The following is a 21725-nucleotide window of genomic DNA, read 5'->3' as shown; positions in this document are numbered from 1 at the left end:
AACGTCCGCCCCGTTTGAATTACAGCCGCATGCCGCCGTCGACCGCCAGCACCGCGCCGTTGATATAACTGCCAGCATCCGAGCACAGCAGTAGCGCGGCGCCGGCGCAATCGGCGGGGACGCCGATACGCCCGGTGGGAATGTTTTCCAGAACGCGCGCTTCAAACGCTGGATCGGCCAGGCGAGCACGATTGCGATCGGTGAGAATCGCGCCGGGGCGCAACACGTTGAAGGTCACGCCGGGCGCACGTTCGTTGCGAGCGAGGTTGAGGATCATGCTGGTCTGCGCCGCCTTGGTGGCGGAATAAAACCAATGGCCTGCATTCGGGCGTTCTTCCTGGACCGAACCGATGGCCAGAATACGGCCCCAGTCGCGCGAACTCATCGCTGGCAGAAAAGCCTGGATGAGCCCGACCGTGGCGTGCAGGTTCACCTGGCTTTGACGAAGCATCGACTCCTCGGTCACATCGCGCCAGGGCTGGATGATTTCCACCGAAGCGTTCAAGACCAGAATGTCGGCGGTACCGAGCGAACTTTCGACCGAGCGATGCAGGTTTCGCACGCCGTCAGGAGCACCGAGGTCCGCGACGCATCCAGCAACGCGCCAACCGCGAGCGGACCAATCGGCGACTCGAGCGTCCACTTCGTCGCGATCCGTGCTATGCGCGACGATGGCGGCGCCGGCAGCGGCAAACGCTTCGCTGATCGCACAGCCGATGCCGCGAGTGGAGCCGGTGACGACGGCGACTTTGCCGTGGAGATCGAAACTCGACAGTGCCGTGCTCAGGGTCATGACGCTTCCGCCGCCAGCGAGGGCGATCGTGATGTATTGAGCACGATGCCCAGGAAAATCAGTCCGCTCACCAGAGAGACCGCAGCCAACGCCTGCAGGCCGATGGTCACGCCGTAGTGATCTTTGAGCGCGCCCATCATCAGCGGCGCGATGGCCCCGACGGTATAGGCGCAGGCCACCACCAATCCTGTCACCGTTGAGCGCAGGCGATTCTCGACGCAATCGAAGATGGCCGCGAACAGATTGGCGTCGTAGATGCCCCGGAAAAAGCCGAACGTGGCCAACGCGCAATACACGGCGAACGCCGAATCGAGCGTGGCAGAAAGATAAATCCACGGCGCACACAGCGCCAACGCAAAGCCCATGCTGAGCAGACGGAAGCGCGGATACTTCACCGACCATCGGTCGCTGAGCACACCCGCCAGCAGCAAACCCAGATAACCGAAGATGTGATGCCAGGCGACGGATTGAAAGCCGGCGGACGCCAGCGACAGGCCGAATTTCTCCGCGAGGATGGAGGGCATCCAGGTGAGATAACCCACCAGCACGAACACCAGTCCGCTGAAGCCGATGGCCTGTGCGATCAGCGGCGGGCTGCGCAGAATTTCACGGAACGATTCACCCATGAGCGCGAGATCTTCGCCCAGCGGTCGGCGAGGTGCGCTCTGTGTGGCGGAGCCTCGTGTGCGTAACGCGATGATGACTGCCCAGGCCAGGCCGCAAATACCGAACAGATAGAACGTGGCGCGCCAGCCGTAATGATCCGCCACCCAGCCGGCGAACAAACTGCCGACCACCACGCCGGTGTAATTCGCCGTCTGATGAACGGCCAGTGCTCGTGAGCGACTGGCAACGTGATGTTCGGCGATCAATGAATTGGCCGCGGGTGCGTACAACGCTTCACCCATGCCGGTCGCGATGCCTCGATAGAGCAGCAACATCAGAAATCCGCCCGCGCTGCCGGTGAGCAGCGTGCCGATGCTGAAGGTGAGCAGGCTGAACACCACGATGTGCGAGCGACGAAAGATATCTCCGGCGAGCCCGGCGATGGGCACCAGCAGGCCGAACACCACAGTGAACGTGGTGGCGATCCAGCCCATCTGCGTCGAGGTGAGACCGAACTCGGACTGGATCAGCGGCAAGGTGACGCCGAAGATCTGTCGGTCCGCTTGATTGAAGAAGTACGCGACCCACAGCAGTCCGACCAGTTCCCAGCGATGTAACGACGAGCGAGCCGCGGTCATGATGCCGCCGGCTTGGTGACCGCCGGTGACGGCGGATATGCAGGCCGTGCATTGAGCGATGGCTTGCCGAAGAACGGCGCGTCACCCGGGCCCAGCTCCGGAAACGACAACACAGTGCCTTTCGCTGCTTCCGTCACGAGCAATCCATAGCGCCCGCGTGGATCGAAGGCACAATTCGTGGGCCGGCCGCCAGGCACGGGCACGCTTCGCTGGACATTGCCGTCTGTGTCAGCGATCAACACGACGCCTGCGCTATATAAGCACGCGTGCACTCGACCTTCCCGGTCGACAGCCAGACCATCGGGTCCGATCGGGCCCGGCGTTTCGAAGCACGGTTGCAGCGACAAAGAATGAGGTGACGACGCGTTCCAATCCGCCGATCTCACGCGCGTTCCATAAGTCTCAGCAAGATACAAGCGAGCGCCGTCGGCCGTGAACGCCAGGCCGTTAGGAAACAACAGCTCCGCGGCGATCACTTGAACGCTGCCGCTCGCGGACAGGCAGCAAACATAGCCGGTAGGTTGCTGACGCGAGTTGCCCGGGCAGGTGAACAGCAGATTGCCGGCGCTATCGAAGGCGAGATCGTTCGGCGCGTGCAGATCGTGGCCATCGACTGAGCCCACGACGCTGTGCACCCGCGCCGTCGCCGTCTCGAATCGACGAATCTCGTTGCGCTCGGCATCGCAGTACCAGATATCGCCCTGGCTATCGAGCGCGAGGCCATTGGGAGCGCCGCCGACCACATGGCGTTCGGTCTGTCCTTCGGGCGAGATGCGACAGAGCGCGCCACCGCGCAGTTCGACGCACCAGACATCGCCGCCACGGTCCACCAGCGGGCCTTCGGGAAACAACAAATCGTCCGCGAGTACGATGTGACGCAGCGGCGGTTGATCGATTGGCGGGCTCATTTGAGATGCAGCGTCACGAGGACCACGCACTCCGAAGCGGTCGGCAATACGCTGCGCAGTCGTAACCAATTACCGAAGTGCGCGACGCGTACCGCTGCAACTTCATTCTCTCGCGTGGGCATCGCTACGTTGGAGCCTTCACGCACCCAATGCATGCCATCGGGAGAGATCTCGACGAACACCTCCGGCATGGCGCCCACGGGCGTCCGCAAAGCGCGCACGAAGAAAACCGCTTCGCTGGCCCAGCCGGCTTCGACCGGCTCGGTGGCACTGTCGCCGCGCCAGGTCTCGTTACGGGCGAGCACGATGGTGGAGCTTTCGCGCAGCACTTAGAAATCCCCCGACAGACACACGGAGTCCACGTACAGAAAGGCGCGCTTATCCACGTCCGTCTGCGCGAACATCGCGATGTTGAACATGCACCAGAGATTTTTCATCGCCGGCATGCGCAGCGATTCGAACCCCGCGAGATCGAACTCTCGATCGTTGCACTGAAAGGACAGCGCCGACATGCTGGCGATGTCGAAATCGAAGCGCAGGTAATGCCAGTTCACCTTGGTGGCGATCTCGTTGTAACACAGCCGCTGGCCGCCCCCGGGCAGGTCCTGCCAGTCGTTGTCGCCGAGATGAAAATGGCTGACGGTCTCGGCGGCGCTGCCGATGTCCTGAATCGTCGGCGCGCCCGGCTTGAACTGCCACTTCTGTTGCAGCTCGCCGCCTCGCGAGTTCAGGTAGCGTAGATGAGGCATCACGCGCTGACCGGCACGACTGGCGCGATCGCCGACTTGCAGATCGAACAGAAAGCCCACCGATCTCACGTCCCGATCCGAGAGCATTAACTCAGTGGCCTCGGGCTTGAAGGTGAAATACATCTCCAGTCGAACCGGGCCGGGCTTGCGGAACGTGAGCCGTTTGATGCCGACGCTCAACGCGTCACGTTGCGCCCGCGTGGCGAGCTTGAGGGCGTAGCTGCCGTCGTGCGAGCCATGCGAGCCGCTGTCCCAATGGCTGAGGGTCGACAGCATCGGCCCGGTCATGCCGCGATAGCCAGGCAGCAGCGTGTCCAGCGATCCTTCGTAATTGCCCAGCAACGAGGTCCAGCCGCAATGACCGCGATCGAAATCGTCGAACGTGATGATCCGGGGCAAGGGATCGAACCGACTGAGCCGGGGATCGGCTTGCAGGAGCGCTCGACGAAAGTCTGCTGTATCTATCGACACGGGAGTCCTTGAGTGAAGGCGGCGAAGTCAGGCGACGGAGTCGTCGCGAAAACCGATCGCGGCGGAAAGCTTGGCCGCCGCGGCAGCAACCATGTCGCGTACGCCATCGGGCGGCGCGTAGTTGTTGCGTTGGGGCAGATAGGGAACGGTGAGGGCAGCAATCACATGGCCATGCCGGTCTCGTACGGCAAAGCTGTAATTGACGATGCCCGGAATCCGCAGGCTGGGTCGTTCTTCATAACCGTGCGAGGTCACTTCACCGAGCTTGCTCTGGAAGGCTTGCAGCGCGCTCTCGTCCATCACTTGCGCGAGTTGCGAGAACAGAGTGCGCCGCGCAGTGTCGGTGAGGAAGGCGCACAACAGAATGCCGGAGCTGGTCTCGGTCGCAGGAAATTGCGCGCCGAGCCGAACCGAGTAACGAATGGGCAGGGGCGAATCGATCTGCGCGACGATAGTGATATTGGTGCGGCTCAAGACCGCGAGATGACAGCTCTGGCCAGACATACTTGCCAGCTCTTCCATCACGGGAACCGCGGCAGCGACGAGAGTGCGCAACGGCGGATGTTCATGCGACAGATGAAACAAACGCATCGATAGCGAGTAACTGTCGCTGTTTCGATTGCGGACGATGTAATCGCGAGCTTCCAGAAATTGCAGGATCCGATAAATCTCGCCGGTGGAGCGCCCGAGGCCGCTCGCGATGGCGGTGAGATTCAAGCCGGTGGGTGAGCTTGCCAGCAGCTCGAGAATATCCAGGCCTTTTTCCAGCGCCGGCACCGCATAGCGCGCCGGCCGGGCGGATTCATCGGCAGTGACAGGTACTGCTTCCATCTCATCGACCCCCTCGTCATCGGTCTCGTTGGTGCGAACGATTTGCGCAGCGTCCGCGAGCCTGTCGTCGGTGATTTTCATGGATGAGAAGTTCTCATCGGAAAATTTCATCAGTGACGACAATAAGCTCGTTGGAGCCTATTTATAAGCCATTTCACGGTCCTGAGTGTAGCTGTATTGCTTTTAGGTGAGAAACATTTTTATATGCGCCAACAGTGATGCCGGAGACGGCGTCGAACAACGATCGACAAGTTGCGGGGGACTTCAGGCATGAGCATCAAAGCGAATGCGTCGCTGTTGCGGGTGGGCACGTCACTGATCGCGTTGCTGGCGGGGAACAGCGCGTTGTCACAAGAACAAACCAGCAACACGCCACCGACGGCGGGCAATCTCGAGAGTGTCGAGGAAGTGGTGGTCACGGGCCTGCGGCAATCCATCGCCGCGGCGATCGAAGCGAAACGCGAAGCCTCCAGTATCGTCGACGTGGTCAACGCCGAAGACATCGGCAAGCTGCCGGACCAGAACGTCGCTGAAACCCTGGGCCGCGTGTCGGGCATCAATATCACTCGCAAAGACGGCGAGGGCAGCGGCTTCACCGTGCGAGGCCTGTCGTTGAATCGTATCGAGATCAACGGACGCACGTTCGTCGGTCCGACTCAGGATGCCACTCCCGCGCTCGAAACGGTGAATCCGGAAATTCTGTCCGGCATCGAGGTGACCAAGTCGCCGACCGCGGATCTGGTCGAAGGCGCGATCGGCGCCACGGTGAACTTGAAGACGCGTCGGCCGCTCGATGGCGAAGACATTCTGTCGGCGCGAGCGCAGGTGGTTTACGCAGACATCGCGGACAAGACGGGCTATCGCACGTCGGGCTTGATCTCCAAGTCGTTCGGTGACGGCACCTTCGGCGCGTTGCTCGGGCTGGCGTATGCGCGCGTGCATGCACAAGGCGAAGGGCTCACCACCAATGGCTGGGTGCGGACCGATGCCGTGGATGCCAATGGCGACGGCGTCGACGATCCCGGTTTGTTTCGTCCCAACCGGATCAGCTCGCAGATCGAACAGCGCTCGGACAATCGCAGCACCGCCACCGGCGCCTTGCAATGGCGCCCGGATGACGCGACGGAAGTGATCCTGGAAGGCACGTACTCTCGTTTCAAGCGCGACCGCGATCTTGCCTACTACCAGCTGTTGCTGAATGACAATGACGTCGCTGGCAGCACCGCGGTGTTGCCGGATGGCACGGTTTCCAGAGCAACATTGACGGGCATCACGCTGCGACCGTTGGCGTACGACGCGCCGTCCGATCTGGAAAGTTATAACTTCGGTTTGTCGGCCAGCCGCGAAGTGGGGCGCTTCAAGTTCTCCGCCGACACCTCCTACAGCCACGGCGAAGGGACGGAGAACCAGGCGGGCCTGTCGACCGGCGCGCCGTTCACCTATGTGATCGTGCCCAAGACCGGCAACACGGTGGATGTGAGTTACGATTTCGGTGCCAACCGCGATTTCCCGAACTACTCGTTGAGCTCGAACTTCAATCGGGACGATCCGTCGCAGTACCGGCTGTTCTCGGTGTTCGACGGCGTAGCGCGCTCGGAGAATCGCGGCTATGACGGCCGCTTCGACGTGACCTTCGATGCGGATTGGGGCGTGCTCAGCAGCCTGCAAGCCGGCGCTCGCTACGAGGACATCCGTTTGCAATCGGAGGATCCGCAGTCGACGCCCGGCGTGGCGAGCTTGCTGGCGGTGGCCGATCGCAACGGCGACGGCATCGTTTCGTTGGATGAGTTGCCCGCTGTCAGTTACAACAATCAGCTCAGCGGCGGGTTCTTCTCCGAGGCCAGCGGTAATTTCCCCCGGAATTTCCTGACCGGCGATGTCTTGTCCGTCGCGCAGGCGCGGGCCGATGTGGGCTTGGGCGCACCGGCGCGTGTGCCGGCGTCCGAGCGCAGCGTCGATCAGCGAACGCCAGCGGGCTATGTGCGCGCGAACTTCGCAGGCGACTTGTTCTCTGTGCCCTACGTTGCCAACCTCGGCGTGCGCTTCGTTTCGACGAAACGTACCGCTCGCGGTAACTCTGTGGCGACCGGTCCGACGGGCACGACGGTTACACCGACCGAATTGACCAAGACGTTCTCGCACTGGCTGCCGAGCGGCAATATCTCATTCAGCCTGACCGACGATGTGTTGCTGCGTTTCGCCGCCTCCAAGGTCGTTGCTCGACCGGCGCTGCGCGATGTGGCGCCGGGCATCACGGTGTCGCTGACGAACTTCACCGCGTCCGCGGGCTCGCCCGATCTGAAACCGATCGAGGCCGATCAGTACGATGCCACTATCGAATGGTATATGGCCGATGCCAGCCTGTTGTCGCTGGCGTTGTATCGCAAGGACATCAGCACCTTCATCATCTCCACCACCAGCAGCGAGACCATCGACGGCTATCCGCCGACGGCCGTGAACCCGAGCGGACTGTTCCAAGTGAACCGGCCTCGCAACGGCACGGGCGGCACGGTGGAAGGATTCGAAATCGGCTATCAGCACGCCTTCAAGTTCCTGCCGGCGCCGTTCGATGGCTTCGGTGTGCTGGCGAACTACACTTACGCCGACAGCGAGACGCCGATTCTGAACCCGCTGGGTGGCGGCACGCTGCCGCTGCAAAACCTGTCCCGCGACAGTTACAACGCGGTGGGCTACTACGAGAACGACTTGTTCACCGTGCGCATCGCCTACACCTATCGCAGTAAGTTCCTCGCTAATTTAGACAGCGCGGCGTTGGGTGGCGCGCGTTATGAGGATGAGTACGGGCAGCTCGACGCGACGGCATCGGTGTCCGTGTCCGAGAAGGTCAAGCTGACGTTCGATGCCGTCAACTTGAACAAGGCCATCACTCGCCAATACAACGGCACCTGGAATCGATTGGCGGCCTCGTCGGTGAACGACACTCGCTATACGTTGGGCTTCACTGCAAACTTCTGAGCATGACCTCTTTGCTGATCCCGCCTCGCGACGGCGTCGATATTGGTGACTACACGCTGCGTGACTTCGCGGCGAAGTGGATGATGCAGCAGTGTGATCTGGCGGAAGTCGCGGTGTATCGCGAGGCCAATCGGGCGCTGCTCGCTGGCTCGGATCGGCGCAAGCGAGTCGTCTTCATCGGCGACTCGATCACAGAGTTCTGGACGGGCCTCGCGGAACGGCAGTCTGAGTCGGTGGCCGTCATCAATCGAGGTATCCGCGGGCAGAACAGCTCGCAGATGCTGCTGCGTTTCGAAGACGATGCCATTGCCTTGCAGCCTGCCTGCATCGTGCTCTTGTGCGGTTCGAACGATCTGCGCAGCTATGTCGGCGCGGCCAGCAGCGTTGCGGAGAGTGCGAGAGAGCGAATCGTGCGGAACGTGACCGCGATGGCCGATATCGCTCAAGCGCGGGGGATTGCGATGTGTCTCGGCGCGCTTCCGCCCGTCAATCCCGCGCATCCTGTGCATCGAGATTCATCCGCCATTATCGCGATCAACGGGTGGTTGGCCGAGTTCGCAGCGGCGCGACGGCTCGATTTCATCGACTACCATCGCGTGCTGGTCGATGCCGAAGGGCATCTGGATGCGGCGTTCTCAGAGGACGGCTTGCATCCCAACACCGCCGGCTATGCGCGAATGGCGCAGGCCTTGCAGACCTGCGCCACCGTGTCAGCGCTTATTTGATCAGTTGGTCCCGGCAGGCGCGCCGATGTCGGCTTCGCGAAACTTGCGAATGATCCGGTCCTGGATCCACTGCTTGCTCCACCAGTCCACCGGCGTGACCGCGTTGCCATTGAGCAGCATGGTGAAGTGCAGGTGATCGCCGCCGGCCATGCCAGTTGAGCCGGTGCGGCCCAGTTCCTGATTGGCCGCGACTTTATCGCCGACTTTGACGGCGATCGAGGAGAGGTGGCCGTACAGCGACTGCAGCCCCATGCCGTGATCGATGATCACGCAGTTACCGTAGATGCCCAGCCAGCCCGCGAGCACGATGGTGCCGCTGTTCGACGCATGCACCGGCGCGTTGGACGTCGATGCCAGATCGAAGCCGAGGTGAGTCTGCTGGTCGATCGACTGGTCGCGATAGATATAGCTGCGCTGATCGGCGAAGCCCGCCTCGACCGCCGTGTTGGCGAGCTGCTTGAACGTGTCCTGCCAGAGAATGCGCGGCGAGGAGTGCTGAGCGAGCTCGGTGATGGTCGCGTTGTTCTGCTGGCGCAGGTCCCGGTTGATCGCGAGGAACGAGGCGACCAGATCGGCGGGATCCTGCACCTTGAAGTCGGGCGTGCTGGCGAGGATCGCGGGCACGACCTTGCCGAGGAAGCGGTCATCCAGCGGGATGCGGCTCTGACGAAACTTCTTCGGGATCACTTTGTAGTCGAAGCTGGCGCGGCTTTCGTTACCATAGTCGTCGCGCGCGAACAGGCTGATCTGTGTCGACGGATCCTGATTCCAAAGCAGCGCGAAGAAAGCCACGTGCAGTTCGGGGCTGGCACCTGCGATGCCGGCGCCAGCGGCCGGGAAGCCCGGATACTCCTTGTCGCCGACCCGCACGCCGGACTTCGCCCCGGCAGCGGTCCGATACACGACCACTTCCGAGCCGCCCTGGTTGATGAAGTGATGGATAGACTGCACCGACACCGGCGGCGGCGTCAGGTGAACCTCGAACTCATGGTCGGCCGATGCGGAGACGGTTCGGAATCCGAACAGCACCGGGCTGACGACGGAAGCAACGATGCGAGCCTTACCCGACTGCAGATCGGGTAGATCTTGCTTGCCCACCGTGCGAGCGATGCGGACCTTATCGGCCTGCGGCGTCAGCATCGAGGCCTGCGCGGCGTCGCTCAGGCTGAACAAGGTCGCCTTACGCTCGCCGTTCTGCTCGAGGTACACATCCAGCTGCTGCAGACGATCGCGGGGCGCGCCCACCTCGATCACCATCTGGCCGGTCTGGCCGACCCCTTTGGTGGGCTCGAGGATTTCGATCTTCGGACCGGGCTGAGTGCCCGCCCAATACCAGGCGCCTCCGGCACCAGCCACCAGCAGGACGATCAGGACTAGAAACGTTCGCATCGATCAAAACTCCAATTCAGCAGACGGGCTCGCTCAAGTCGCCGTCTGAGTGACGACGAAGCCTTGCTCGAGCACGATTGTAAGTTGCGAGCCTGCCTGGAGTTGCAGTTCTGCGCCAGTGTTCTTTGCCACGAGGGCACCGGCTGCGCCGCCGAGGATGCCGCCGATCACTTTGCCTTTCGTGCCGTGCTTGATCTGGTGGCCGATCACTGCGCCGGCCGCGGCACCGCCGATGATCTTGGCGGCGTCAGTGCCTTTCTCGCTTTCGCCGAGCTGCTGCAGCTCGCCGCGAATGGCGACCTGTTGGCCGTTGGCCAGTTCGAGCTGATCGAAGCGCAGGCCGAGCGCCGGCACCGCGCCGATCTGGCTGCTGCCCGAGACGACTTCAGTGATCGTGCCGGTGATTCGCGCGCCCTCGGGGGCGACCAGACGATCGTCGCTGCGTAATGCGGTCGCGAGGCGCGCTTCGAAGCGGTCACCGACCTTGGCGGTTTTGGTAGAAACGTCGGACGCGAGCGCCACGACCAGCTGCGTACCGGCGCGAACTTCCACAGGTACTTGTACTGGGGCGGCCGGCGGGGGCGTCGTGTTGTGAGCGACGGAGGTCGCAGCGGGCGCCTTGGGCGGGACCTTCTTGGCGGCCGCGCGCTTGGCAGCCGCTTCATCGGCAGCTTGCTTGGCGGCTGCGACCTTCGCGGCTTCTCGTTCAGCCGCTTCAGCTTCAGCAAGTCGCAGCGCTTCCTGCTCCGCTTCCTTGGCCTTGACCTCAGCCTCGCGCTCGGCGAGTTGCTGCTCGCGTTTTTCCAGCTCGGCTGCCTTCTGCTCGGCGACACTCGGAGATGAATGGCCGGCGTCCTCGCGAGCGCAACCCGTCAGGGCCACCGCGATCACGCAACTGGCCAGATACATACCCAAGCGCTGAGATTTCATCGTAAAAACCCTTCAACGGCAGTTAGCCGCCTTATGACGTGGAGGGCGCACAAGCTACGCCATCGAGGCGCGGCGTCCCGGCACGTATTTCACAAATTCCAGGACCGTGCCGGTAGCCGTTGCCGTCTCGAAATCATCTCAGGCGATTGACGATGTCGCTCAGCGCCGACGTCAGTGCAGGTGATCGGCGTCGACCACCGCCTTGACGAACTCGCCCGGCGCTTCCTGCGGCGGGTTGTGTCCGATGCCGCCGCTGAACGAGCGGTGCTGGTACGGGCCAGTGAACTTGCTCGCGTAAGTTTCCGGCAGCGGATGCGGCGCTCCATTGGCGTCGCCTTCGATGGTGATCGTCGGCACGCCGATCGTCGGGCCCTGCGCCAGTCGCTGCTCGAGTGCCGCGTACTTCGGCTCGCCCTGCGACAGGCCCAGTCGCCAACGATAGTTATGAATCACGATGTCGACATGGTCGGGGTTGTCCAGCGCCGCGGCGCTGCGCTCGAACGTGGCGTCGTCGAACTGCCATTGCGGTGAGGCCAGCTGCCAGATTTGTTTGGCGAAGTCATGGGTGTACTTCGCATAGCCCGCGCGGCCGCGGTCGGTGGCGAAATAAAACTGATACCACCACTGCAGCTCGGCTTTGGGCGGCAGCGGTTGCTGACCGGCCGCCTGGCTGCCGATCAAATAGCCGCTCACCGAGACCAGCGCCTTGACCCGCTCCGGCCACAGCGCCGCGACGATGTCAGCCGAACGCGCGCCCCAGTCAAAGCCGGCCAGCACGGCACGATCGATCTTCAACGCGTCCATCAAGCCGATCACATCCGCTGCCAGCGCCGCTGGTTCGCCATTGCGAAGCGTATCTTTCGAGAGGAAGCGTGTGCTGCCGTAGCCGCGCAGATGAGGAACGATCACGCGATAGCCCTTCGCTGCCAGCTGCGGCGCCACTTCAGCATAGCTGTTGATGTCGTAAGGCCATCCATGCAGCAGGATGACGGCCTGACCGTTGGCCGGGCCCAATTCGGCATAGCCGATGTTGAGGTCGTTGGCCTGGACCTGTTTGTTCGCGACTAAAGATGAGGAAGCCATTGCAGGGGTACTCCCGGCGGCGAGCAGCGCCGCCAAGCTGAAGATGATGCGTGCGAGGTTCGTATTCATGAGTTCGTCTCAGAGGGTCCAACCGCCATCGATCGTCAGGCTGGCGCCCGTCATGTAGCCCGATTCAGCGCCGCTCAGATAGGAGACCAGTGCGGCAATTTCTTCCGGCTGTCCCACCCGACCTAACGGATTGCGCTTGGCCAGCATCTCGAGGACATCGGCCGTGATGTCGGTTTCGATTGGACCGGGCTGGATGTTGTTGATCGTGATCCCGCGTGGCGCCAGATCGAGCGCAAGCTCGCGCGCCAGCGCGGCAACCGCCGCCTTGGTCATTGCGTAGACGCTGCTGCCGACCACGCCGCTGCGAACGGCCGTGTTGCTGCCGATGGTGATGATGCGACCGCCGTCGCTCAGGTGGGCAGCCACTGCTTGAATCGCCAGGAACACGCCGCGGACATTGACGCTCAACATTTGATCCAACGTTTCCAGCCGGAATTGCTCCAACGGCGCGCCCTGATAGAGACCGGCATTGACCACTGCCACTTGCAACCGGCCGAAGCGCTCGACGGCGGTTGCCACCGCATCGGTGATTTGAGTTGCATCGGCGCTGTCGGCCTTGATTGCGATTGCGCGTCCGCCCGCGGCCTCGATGCTTGCCACCACCTCGGCCGCTTTGTCCGGGCGCGAGACGTAGGTCAGCGCGACGGCGAAGCCGTCGCGAGCCAGACGCTTGGCGACAGCGGCGCCGATACCGCGGGAGCCGCCAAAGACCAGCGCGGCCTTCTGGGATGTTTTCGAGTCGGTTTGCATGAGAATGACCTTCTGTTGTCGGGCCAACGGCAACTCCGTCGGCGATGGGGCCATTCCAAGCCAGGGACGTATCGGCAACGTGTCCGGGGCCGGCGGATTTGTCAGCGAATCCACCAGATCGCCGGCCCGGATACATACGGATACAAAGCCTCCCGGCAGGCGCCTGCCCGGGGCGGTACGATTCGGGCCGAAGTCAACGTTGCCGGTGTGCGCCTGGAGGTTCGCGATGTCCCATATCGACCATATTCTGGTTGTCGACGACGATCTCGACATTCGCCAGATGGTCGGCGATTACCTGCGCAAGAACGGGCTGCGCACCAGCCTGGCGGCGAATGGCCGCGAGATGCGCGCCGTGCTGGAGACCAGCGACGTGGATCTGATCGTCCTGGACGTCATGTTGCCGGGCGAGGATGGCCTGTCGCTGTGCCGAAACTTGCGCGCCGGGAAGTTTCGTAGCATTCCGGTGGTGATGCTGACGGCGCGCGACGACGAAACAGATCGCATCGTCGGCCTGGAGATGGGCGCCGACGATTACGTGGTCAAGCCGTTCTCCTCGCGAGAGCTGCTGGCGCGCATCGCCGCTGTGATCCGCCGCACTCGCATGTTGCCGCCCAATCTGCAAGTCAGCGAGGCCGCTCGCTTGATCGGGTTCGGCGAGTGGCGCCTGGATACCACGGCGCGTCATCTGCTGGATAAAGAAGGCACGGCCTACGCGCTGAGCGGTGCGGAATTTCGACTGCTGCGCGTGTTCATCGATCACCCGCAACGGGTGCTGAGCCGCGACCAGTTGCTCAACCTGACTCAAGGACGGGATGCGGAAATGTTCGATCGCTCCATCGATCTGTTGGTGAGTCGCTTGCGGCAACGTCTCGGCGATGGCGCACGCGAGCAGACCTACATCAAGACCGTTCGCAACGAGGGCTACGTCTTCAGCCAGCCCGTGGTGCTCATTGGTGAGAACGAATGAGCAGCGCCCCTTCGCGACGTGAATTCCGCCTGCTGCCAGGGACCCTGGGCGGACGGCTTCTCTTGATTCTCGCGGCGGGGCTGCTCTTGGCGCATGCGCTTTCTTTCGCAGCGTTGTTCTACGAACGTGCCAGCGCGACGCGCTCGATGATGCTCACTGGCTTGGAGCAAGACATTCCGGTGAGTGTCGCGCTCCTCGAACATTTGCCTCCATCGGAGCGAGCTGCGTGGCTGCCGACGTTGGAGCGTCGCACCTATCGATATCTGCTACGTCCCGCCGCGCCGGGCGGTCCGTTGGCGAGCGATCGAGCACGACAGGTGACGGGGCTGATCGACAGTTCGCTGAATCGTCGTTATGAACTGCGCCCGCGAGCGGTCTCCGCATCGCCCGAGCGCTACGAGGTGGAATTGACTCTGGCGGACGGGCAGCCGCTGACCATCGAGGTCACGCCTTCTTTGATGCCGCTCGCACGATGGTTGCCCTGGGTGCTGGTAGCGCAGGTGATCTTGCTGGTGGGATGCGCGTGGTTTGCGGTACGACTGGCGACGAAGCCTCTGGTGCAGTTGGCCGATGCCGCCGAGCGAATGGATCCATCGGGGGCGGGTGAGCAATTGTCACAAGTGGGCCCGTCTGAAGTCGCGAAGGCCGCGCGTGCGCTCAACACCTTGCGCTCGCGTGTCGCCGCTCACGTGGCTGAGCGCATGCAGATCCTGGCGGCGATTTCACACGATCTGCAAACGCCGATCACTCGAATGCGGCTGCGTCTCGAGGCCATGGACGAAAGCCCTGCGCAAGAGCGTCTATTGAAGGACGTAAACCACGTCAGCCAGCTGGTCCGCGAAGGCGTGAATTATGCTCGCGGCGCGAATGTGGCCATGGGCCCTTCGGTGCGACTCGACCTGCAATCGTTCCTCGATAGCGTGGTGGGCGACTATCAGGACACGGGCAAGGCCGTGGTGCGCGGAGCAGGCGACAACACCTCGTTGCAAACTCACCCGCAGGTTCTGCGACGAGTCGTGCAGAACCTGATCGACAATGCGCTGGCTTATGCGGGCAACGCCGAAGCGGTGTTGCGTGTGGAACCGGGAAGCGTATGTATCGACATCATGGATCGCGGTCCCGGCATTCCCGAGGATCAACTCGAAGCGGTCCTCCAGCCCTTCCATCGGCTCGAAACATCGCGCTGTCGCTCCAGCGGCGGCACCGGTCTCGGCCTCGCGATTGCTCAACAACTCGCGCAGGCGCTGGGCGGGAATCTGGTGTTGAGCAATCGCGATGGTGGTGGGTTGCGGGCGAGGGTGACGCTCAAGTCACATGTTTGATCAGCTAGCGGCCGGTTCCCGCAGTCTTCTTTACCGAACGTGCAATAGTTCCGTCGGCGCAGCGCGACGCTAGTTGGACTCCGAGAGAATCTGCGAGACAATCGAGCACGGGCCGAAACCGGTTTACGGTTGCATCAATGCCAAATCGAGGAACGGCAGTTTTTCCGTCTTCGTCGGCCAGGAGCCGCTCGAACACTCGCAGCTGCTCTGGAGTCAGAGGATTGCTGGTCGCGAGAAGTCGCGGAAACGAAGCGCAGATTCCAGCTTCTTCCCGCCACTTGAACGCGACATTCAGAAAGAAGGCTCGTACGTCTGCATCGCGCGTCAGCCTGGCGCGAATAGCATTCAGCCCATCCGAAGCAAAATCCCAGCCGCTCAGCCTGTCCCGTGTAACGAAGGTGATCACATGAACCGTGAACTGTCTAGTGTCAAAGTGCTGGCCGGCAATCCATAAGGAGCCACCGAGAGCACTGCTCAGGGAACGTAGCGAACCTGATGCTAGTGCTTCGGCTCTCTGCTTTACCAACGGGTGATCTGGCCAGGTGGCGGCGAGACCAATAAAAGGAATATCGAGATAGGAATGCCCCCACTTGCGGCAAAGGGCGACGGCCCGTTCCAGCGCAGTAAGTGCGCGTTCATCTGCAGCGAATGTTGATGCGAGCAAACCCGCGGCTGTCGCGAGTGCTTCCGCGTGGTTGGCAGCTCCGATATGACGCTGATAAGGGGCGGACCAGGAAGGACGCGGCGCCGTGAGTGTCCGGCAGCACCCATCCAATAGGAGGTCTCGTTCCGAAGGCAACTGGGCCAACGCTGTGATTTCCGCCGTTCCCAGCCACGGCTGTTCTTCGCAATGACGAAGAAAGTGCGCCTTGAGAGCGGGCGAACGTGCCACATGCGGGGCAAACCGAACCCAGAACAAAGAGTCATCCGGGCGACTGCCGCAGAGCAATTTGTTTACATTCTTGCCCAATGCCGATTCCACGGCTTCCCAGTGCTCTGCCAACAGACCGGTGGCCGTCGCGGAGGTATCGTGCATATAGACCACGCGAAGTTTGTCATCGATCGGACCCCTTGCACGTTGTTTGATTGTTTCCAGAACCGCGTCCAGATGTCCGAGTGCGATGAGCCCTGAAATAGAGGCGACCTGATCGCGCCGTCTGGAAGAATTGGAGTTGAGATCGTCCAGTAAGCTCATGCGCAGAGCGGTGGTGTCCGCAGCCTCCAGAGTCAGGGCGTTGCAGAGACCGACGGTCGCGATGGATTGAGTTTCACGATCGTCTTCACCCTCGCTGAGCGCAAGCAGACTGCGGCGCAATCTCGGATCGCTCACTCGCTGCGCGGCGCGATCGGCAATGATCCGTCGCAGGTAAGGAGGCAACGGAGCGGCGCGACTCAATGCCTTCGTACTTATCTCCGGATCCGCTTCGTATACCCTGAGAATCGTGGCGAGAGGACAGGGCGCTCGATCAAGTAGCGTAAGAGCGAGTTCTCTCACGCGTGGCGCTCGATGCAGGCAGCGAATGATTTTCGCCGCGGTTTGTTCCTCAGGGTGTGCCCCCGTATGCGCCATCAGCGCCGCCGCGACCTCTGAGTCGTCGGCTCGAATACCGTTGTTTGTGAAGCCTTCGATCAGATGGTTCAGATCCCGCACCTCGGGAAGTCTTGCAATGTCGAGCAGCCTGGCTCTGCAAGCCTTGCGGTCGGGCAGAACGTCCGACAGATGTTGAGCATGGTGTTGTATCTCGTGTGCCGGGGCGCGAGAGAGGCTGGCGAGTGCCCCCCTGACCGCACGATCCTTCGAGCCCCACCCTTTCAGCAGCGCGCCCAGCGACTCGGCCTGGGCTCTCGCACCTCGCGCGAGATCTGCCAGCAATATTTCCTTGCTCTGGCGCGAACGGAATAGCGGAATCAACGCGTTCAGTAAAGCGACAGTACGAGGATCGTGTGGGTGGCTGCGGATCCAGCGCTCAATGGCGATTCGCGCCGAGGAATCGGTTCGCAGCAAGGGAAGCAGTACCTCTGCGCATTCAAAGAGCTCAGGCTGCGGCGCAGCTCGATCGGCGAACTGAGTCTCCAGCCACTGGCCCACGCGCCTCTTGTCCTTGCGGCTGCCAGCCAGCTGGGAAAGAGCATGCCGGAATTGGTAGACACGGACGCGTCGCGTACGGGGTTCGAGTGAGTGCCAGTATCTGGTGCGAAGCAGATCCTCGTCTGGCCACGCGGCCCAGAGTGCTTCAGCCGCATCTTGGTCAAGGCCGACGCAGCTGTCGATCGTATCGATCAGCGCCGTGCGCACGGCCTTACTGCGACTGCCACGACGATACGCAATCAGAGCGCCAACCGCCCTGATCTCCTTCTCATCCGATGCAAGCGCGGCCTGCATCATCTGTCGCGTGGTTTTGAGCTTTGGCCAGCCCAACAACAGTGCATACAGCGACGATGCCGCGGTGTCTGCATCTTGAGCGCTGCTCATCTGGATCTTCAATTGCGATGGCAGGCGTCGATCATGCGCGAATACCTGGGCCAGCGCTGCGGCCGCCAGATACTTCCTGTCATAGCGATGATCACGGAGGCCGATCCAAAGCGTGCGCCGCAGATCGGGTCGGGGTGACCATTCGGCGAGTGCCTCGAACACCCCATCTTGCAATCCGGATACGCAAGGGCACCAGCGTTGCAGACGGTCCGTAATCATCCCGCCGATGCGACCGTCCTGCGGACCGTCCATGGCAAGTTGCAAGGTTTGAGCACGTTCGATTTCGATCAAGCCATCTTCGACTCGATCCAGTGCTTCAGCGGCGAGGGCGGTGCCTGTAGAGCCCGCGGTCGTGCCTACTGTGAACGCGGCTTCAGCTAGCAACAGTCGTCGCTCGAGCATATCCGGAGGGCATGCCTCTCGGCCGCGAATGGCCTTGAGGATGGCCTCCGTCGACGATTGCGAACGGGCCGATTGAACCAACGCTATGATCGACGCACGCCAGCGCGGATCGTCAGCGTTCTCGGCCGCGAACTGGCACTGGTCTTCCAGGCGCCGGCGAGACAACTCGATTCCGGCCAAGTGCTCACGAAGCGCGGCATGACGAAAAGCGATCTCGTCGCCAACCCTCTCGAGCAATGCGCCAGCGATATTGGAATCGCCGTCGATCAGCTCGAAGGCGCCTTGTCGCGCCCGTTCCCGATCCCAGCCGGGCTCCCGTGGCTGGCTCAAGAAGCGCTCGATAATCTTTCTGGCATCCAGGCGGCCAGTTCCATTACCGGTGCCAGTCTGTTGCATCTGGAATGCGAGTCGCGCCAGCGCGCTCTTGCGAAGGTGGGCATCCCGCGTGAATACGGAGTCTCCTTGTCTCACCTCGGCTGCGGCAGTTGCCCGGCGTGTCGGGTGCGTTTCGAGGAGCAATTCGATAAAGGTTTCGAATAGCTGATAACGAGTCTGTGGCAGGCGGCCTGCCGCCCGCCACACGGCGAACAACCAGCTCAGGAGCAGTGGGGTGCCCGCTAGAGAGCGCAGCGCGCTGATCTGTTCCAGATCGTGACGGAAGCGGTCGACCGTGGTCAGCGTGTCACTCGTCGAATCGGCGGCCGCGAGCCGCCCGACAAATTCTTTCTGCTGCGGCATCGTGAGCTCGTGAAGGCGTGCAACACTCCAGTCCGAGCCAATCAGACCGAGCGTCCGCACCGCTGCGGTTCGGGCGCTGCAGATTGCGATCGCGCCACGGGTCTGCACGACAATGCTCAAGGTTGCCAGTGTTGCCCGGCCTGCCTGCTCGTCCGCGTATTCGTCCAATCCATCGATCAGCAGGACCAACCGTCCGTTGCGCAGGCTGTCTTCGATGAGCGCGTCCAGCTCGCCTCCGACCAGCCTCGCATAACGGTGATTGGCGATCTCTTCAATGGATACATCACGTCCCAGCGTGGTGGTGAGTCTGGTCCATTGGGCAAAGGGAATGAACAGCGGCAGGCAGTCACCAAATCGTTCGGTGAGCTGAGGGAAGGATCTTGGAGAGCTCAGCAGATCCAGAGCCAGGCAGCGCAGGATGGTGCTCTTACCCAGTCCTGCACTGCCGATCAGTAGCTGTTTCGGCTCTGTGGTCAGCCAGTCTGCAAGCGGCTTGCGCTCGGAGTCTTCGCGTGCGGACTCGGGAGTCGCGGCTTGAATCAAGCCATCGAGCTCGTTATCGCTATTGTTCGCCGTCGCGAATTGTGACGCCGCGTTGAACTCGGAGTAGTGGCGGTAAGCGGGAACCGAGAACGGTGATTTCGCATCCACGTCGGGCTGTACGAAGCGATTGCGCGGGTCGCGGGATTCGGCCGCGGGCTGCCACGTGAAACCAGCGTCGGTCTGACGAAACTGAGCCTCATACACCTTGTGCAGTCTTTGTCTGAGCGACTGCAATTGAGCGGCACCGGGCGGGATGCGTACTGTTTGGGCGACTTCCTCGCCCAGAAATGCCTTCAGCCAGTCAGTGCCAAAGAATTCGGCGACCAGATGCGGCTGCTGCCGCAGGTCGTGAGTGAGATGCGTGTCGTCTATCGCTTTGAACTGAATCCCTCGCGCTTCAAGGGACGTGGTGTGCTGCTCGACCAGCTCCTGCAGGGTTGTGTCGTTGAGTCCTGCGCGAAAACAAAGAGTGAACTTCTCAGTCCGCCCGGCCCAGGTTCCCCGCAGGAATTCATTGATTGCATCGTTGATGACGGCACCGGTTGCTTCCCGGTTCTTCACCTGCCAGCAGTGATATTTGTTGGCTGAGCGTCGGCAGAAAATGTCGATGCCATGCTGGTCCTGGCCTTCGCGGCCGAGACGCTCGTAACGTTCATTCGGGGTCTGTTCCTGAAGCAACCTGAGAACCAGACGCTCGAATTGAACCCAGCTCAAGCCATGGAATGGCAGCGTGTCGTGGCGGGGCTTCACCGGCGGCGGAAGCGATGGGTTGACTGGTCCGACAGTCTCGAGCGGACGCTTCGGCATAGGGCTCGTATCTCACTCCGACCGCGGAAATCCGTTCCGATCCGCCGCGATCCACGGGACTACTCTCGATACTGACCGACTCACCCGGGGGACCGAGCCCTCACTTCTCAAGTCACATGTTTGATCAGCAGCTCGCTCAGCCGGCGCTTGCGCTCATTGTAGGGAGGAAAGAGCAGTTCCAGGGCCGACAGCGGGCCGGCGGACATGACGGCGCGTTCGTGAGAGAACGCTTTGAAGCCGAAGAAGCCGTGGGCGTTGCCGATGCCGGAGGTGTTGACGCCGCCGAAGGGTAGGTTGTGTTGAGCGAACTGTTGCAAGCACAGATTCACGCACAGGCTGCCCGAGCTCGTGTTCGTCTGCAGCGCTTGAACGGTGCGCTCGCTCTTGCTCCACACGTAGAGGGCTAATGGCTTCGGTGCCGCATTGATCTCGGCGATGACGGTGTCGAGAGTATCGAAGGTCAGGATGGGTAATACCGGACCGAAGATTTCCTCGCTGCGAATCCGTGCAGTGACAGGAACATCGCGCAGCAGGGTCGGTGCGACGTAGCGCGACTCAGCGTCGGAGGTGCCGCCACACGCGACTTTACTGCCGGCCTGTACCGCCTCATCCATGAGTCGAGCGACGCGCTCTGCATGGCGACGGTGAATCATGCGTGGAAAATCGGGGCTGCTCTTGATCGCGGCGTCGGTCTCGCCGTAGCGCTGGGCGATGGTGCTGCGACAGAGATCGACGAAGCGGTCGGCGACGTCACGATGCACGTACACATAGTCCGGGGCGATGCAGGTCTGGCCGGCGTTCACCATCTTTCCCCAGATGATATGTTCCGCCGCGCCGCGCAGGTCGGCGCTCGCGTCTATGATGACCGGCGATTTGCCGCCGAGCTCCAGCGTCACTGAGGTGAGATTGCGAGCGGCCGCGGCCATGACGATCTTGCCGACCGCGGGTGAGCCGGTGAAAAAGATGTGATCGAACGGCAGCGCGAGCAGGGCGGTGGCAGTCTCCGCCGCGCCTTCCACGACCGCGACTTCGTCGGCCGGGAACACGGCGTTGACGATTTCTTTAACGACGCGATTGGTGTGAGGCGTGAACTCCGAGGGCTTGAGAATTGCCGTATTGCCGGCGGCGACCGCGGAGACCAGCGGTCCAAGGGCCAGGCTCAATGGATAGTTCCAGGGACTGATGAGCAGGCACCGACCCTTCGGCTGATACATCACGCGCGATTTCGTGCCGAGCGTTGCCATCGTCGGGCCAATTCGCTGCGGTTTCATCCAGCGCTTCAACTTCGAGATCGTATGCTTCAACTCACCGACCAACGGCAGCACCTCCGTGAGATTGGTTTCGGTGGGATGTTTGCTCAAGTCGCGATGAGCCGCGTCCAGGAGCGCATCCTTGCGCTCCAGAATCGCGGCGAGCAGCTTCGTCAGCTTGAGGCGCCGCTCGGCAGTAGTGGATTGTCTCAACCGCAGCGCTGTTGCTGCGTGAGACTCGAACAGTCTGTGGATGGACGCATCCGCGCCCTCACGCTCGCGCGTGGCATTCATCAGCAACTCCA

General features: G+C 62.0%; 16 protein-coding genes. 4 read left to right on the top strand and 12 right to left on the bottom strand.

The annotated features are described in order from the left end of the window. Nucleotides 1–19 precede the first annotated feature (19 nt). From ACFPN2_RS35015 to ACFPN2_RS34990, 6 genes are read right to left on the bottom strand one after another with little or no spacing between them, the layout of a single operon-like run. On the bottom strand, nucleotides 20–793 hold the full coding sequence (locus tag ACFPN2_RS35015) for an SDR family NAD(P)-dependent oxidoreductase (RefSeq protein ID WP_380605422.1): 774 nt from the start codon (nucleotides 791–793) through the stop codon (nucleotides 20–22). Beyond that, nucleotides 790–2037, bottom strand: coding sequence for an MFS transporter (locus ACFPN2_RS35010; protein WP_380605420.1), 1248 nt, complete (start codon nucleotides 2035–2037; stop codon nucleotides 790–792). Before ACFPN2_RS35010 ends, ACFPN2_RS35015 begins: the two co-directional genes overlap by 4 nt. Continuing rightward, nucleotides 2034–2945, bottom strand: coding sequence for an SMP-30/gluconolactonase/LRE family protein (locus ACFPN2_RS35005; protein ID WP_380605418.1), 912 nt, complete (start codon nucleotides 2943–2945; stop codon nucleotides 2034–2036). Before ACFPN2_RS35005 ends, ACFPN2_RS35010 begins: the two co-directional genes overlap by 4 nt. After that, entirely contained in the window at nucleotides 2942–3274 is a 333-nt protein-coding gene (locus ACFPN2_RS35000) for a hypothetical protein (protein ID WP_380605416.1), read from the bottom strand. Before ACFPN2_RS35000 ends, ACFPN2_RS35005 begins: the two co-directional genes overlap by 4 nt. Continuing rightward, entirely contained in the window at nucleotides 3275–4165 is an 891-nt protein-coding gene (locus ACFPN2_RS34995) for a DUF6772 family protein (protein WP_380605415.1), read from the bottom strand. Nucleotides 4166–4192: 27 nt separating this feature from the next. After that, complete coding sequence (locus tag ACFPN2_RS34990; protein ID WP_380605413.1) at nucleotides 4193–5107, bottom strand: IclR family transcriptional regulator; 915 nt, start codon at nucleotides 5105–5107, stop codon at nucleotides 4193–4195. A 159-nt stretch (nucleotides 5108–5266) separates the two neighbouring features. Between ACFPN2_RS34990 and ACFPN2_RS34985 the strand changes: the two genes are divergently transcribed. Continuing rightward, the gene (locus ACFPN2_RS34985; RefSeq protein WP_380605411.1) at nucleotides 5267–7972 is read left to right on the top strand and encodes a TonB-dependent receptor; all 2706 of its coding nucleotides are present in this window, start codon (nucleotides 5267–5269) and stop codon (nucleotides 7970–7972) included. A 2-nt stretch (nucleotides 7973–7974) separates the two neighbouring features. Continuing rightward, entirely contained in the window at nucleotides 7975–8697 is a 723-nt protein-coding gene (locus ACFPN2_RS34980) for a GDSL-type esterase/lipase family protein (RefSeq protein ID WP_380605409.1), read from the top strand. Here ACFPN2_RS34980 and ACFPN2_RS34975 read toward each other — a convergent pair whose 3' ends face one another. The 4 genes from ACFPN2_RS34975 to ACFPN2_RS34960 all read right to left on the bottom strand — a co-directional run bounded on the left by ACFPN2_RS34975 (nucleotide 8698) and on the right by ACFPN2_RS34960 (nucleotide 12918). After that, on the bottom strand, nucleotides 8698–10086 hold the full coding sequence (locus tag ACFPN2_RS34975) for a M23 family metallopeptidase (protein ID WP_380605407.1): 1389 nt from the start codon (nucleotides 10084–10086) through the stop codon (nucleotides 8698–8700). Between the two features lie 33 nt (nucleotides 10087–10119). Further along, nucleotides 10120–11016 carry a glycine zipper 2TM domain-containing protein gene (locus tag ACFPN2_RS34970; RefSeq protein ID WP_380605406.1) on the bottom strand — a complete coding sequence of 299 codons (897 nt, stop codon included), beginning with the start codon at nucleotides 11014–11016 and terminating at the stop codon, nucleotides 10120–10122. A gap of 171 nt (nucleotides 11017–11187) precedes the next feature. Continuing rightward, complete coding sequence (locus ACFPN2_RS34965) at nucleotides 11188–12168, bottom strand: alpha/beta fold hydrolase (RefSeq protein ID WP_380605404.1); 981 nt, start codon at nucleotides 12166–12168, stop codon at nucleotides 11188–11190. A 9-nt stretch (nucleotides 12169–12177) separates the two neighbouring features. Further along, nucleotides 12178–12918: an SDR family oxidoreductase gene (locus tag ACFPN2_RS34960; protein ID WP_380606735.1), complete on the bottom strand. Its 741-nt coding sequence runs from the start codon at nucleotides 12916–12918 to the stop codon at nucleotides 12178–12180. Between the two features lie 226 nt (nucleotides 12919–13144). On the opposite strand from ACFPN2_RS34960, the gene ACFPN2_RS34955 reads away from it, so the two are divergent. Beyond that, nucleotides 13145–13885, top strand: coding sequence for a response regulator (locus ACFPN2_RS34955; protein ID WP_380605402.1), 741 nt, complete (start codon nucleotides 13145–13147; stop codon nucleotides 13883–13885). After that, complete coding sequence (locus tag ACFPN2_RS34950; protein ID WP_380605401.1) at nucleotides 13882–15207, top strand: sensor histidine kinase; 1326 nt, start codon at nucleotides 13882–13884, stop codon at nucleotides 15205–15207. The genes ACFPN2_RS34955 and ACFPN2_RS34950 overlap by 4 nt, the downstream gene beginning before the upstream one ends. Nucleotides 15208–15211: 4 nt before the next feature. On the opposite strand, the gene ACFPN2_RS34945 is transcribed toward ACFPN2_RS34950, so the two are convergent. Next, nucleotides 15212–20170, bottom strand: a complete 4959-nt coding sequence (locus ACFPN2_RS34945; RefSeq protein ID WP_380605399.1) for an NACHT domain-containing protein — start codon at nucleotides 20168–20170, stop codon at nucleotides 15212–15214. A gap of 107 nt (nucleotides 20171–20277) precedes the next feature. Then, a complete protein-coding gene (locus ACFPN2_RS34940; protein WP_380605397.1) occupies nucleotides 20278–21714 on the bottom strand; it encodes an aldehyde dehydrogenase family protein in 1437 nt (478 codons plus the stop codon). Between the last annotated feature and the right edge of the window lie 11 nt (nucleotides 21715–21725).

Origin of the sequence: Steroidobacter flavus, from assembly GCF_042651805.1 — a bacterium.
GTDB classification, from domain to species: Bacteria; Pseudomonadota; Gammaproteobacteria; order Steroidobacterales; family Steroidobacteraceae; genus Steroidobacter; species Steroidobacter flavus.
This window is presented reverse-complemented; position numbering and strand designations above follow the sequence as displayed.